This window comes from Mesorhizobium sp. M2C.T.Ca.TU.002.02.1.1, from assembly GCF_003997225.1.
In genome coordinates this window covers 1-703 of the sequence record NZ_RZTO01001420.1, presented here as the reverse complement: position 1 = coordinate 703, position 703 = coordinate 1, and the positions used below count along the sequence as shown (strand labels likewise).

The window sequence follows — 703 nt, the reverse complement described above, 5'->3', positions numbered from 1 at the left end:
CCGCAACATCTTTTCCGCGCTGCAGGCGGCGGCCGACGGCGCGACGCATCCCGTCGGAAGCGCCTTTGCCGCCCCGATGGTGCCGGTCGAGGTCACCTCCGTCGACACGACGACCAGGCTGGTGAACCTGTTCTTCTACATGCTCCTGCCGGTGATCTGGCTGGTTCTGGCGGCGCTGATCTATGGCTATGACGTGCGCGACGACAAGGAATTGATGCGCGTGCACCGGCGCGTCGAGCGCCTGGGCGAGCGCTATCGCGCCATCCCGAAATTCCTGCGCGACTTCGCCGAGCATTTCATCTCCGGCTACCGATCGCGCTACCTGCCTATCGCCAACGGTGTGCGCATCACGCTGAGCTCCGGCGTCGTGCTGATCGTGACGCTCATCGTCGGCTACCGCCTGATCGACTGGCTGGCGGCGTGGGCGTGGCTCGGCATGACGCGGCTCATCGGCCCGCATGAGCTCGACACCTGGCAAGTGCTCTCCGAAGGTGTATCGCTGCTGTTCGGCAGCCCATTCCAGGATTCCTCGACCGGCATCCTGGTCGAGCCGCTGCGCATCTCATTCCTCGCCGCGATTCTCGAAACCGCCTTCGCGCTGCCCAAGCGCCAGGTCGGCGAGAGTGGGCAGCCTTCCGGGCCGACGAGCACGGCAGAGGCGCAGCATGCTTGAAAGCGCACGCTCACGGTTGAAGGGATGGAC

1 pseudogene is annotated in these 703 nt (G+C 65.6%); it reads left to right on the top strand.

What is annotated here, in order from left to right:
* A pseudogene (locus tag EOD07_RS36500) lies at nucleotides 1-673 on the top strand (hypothetical protein); the annotation flags it as partial.
* Nucleotides 674-703: the final 30 nt, after the last annotated feature.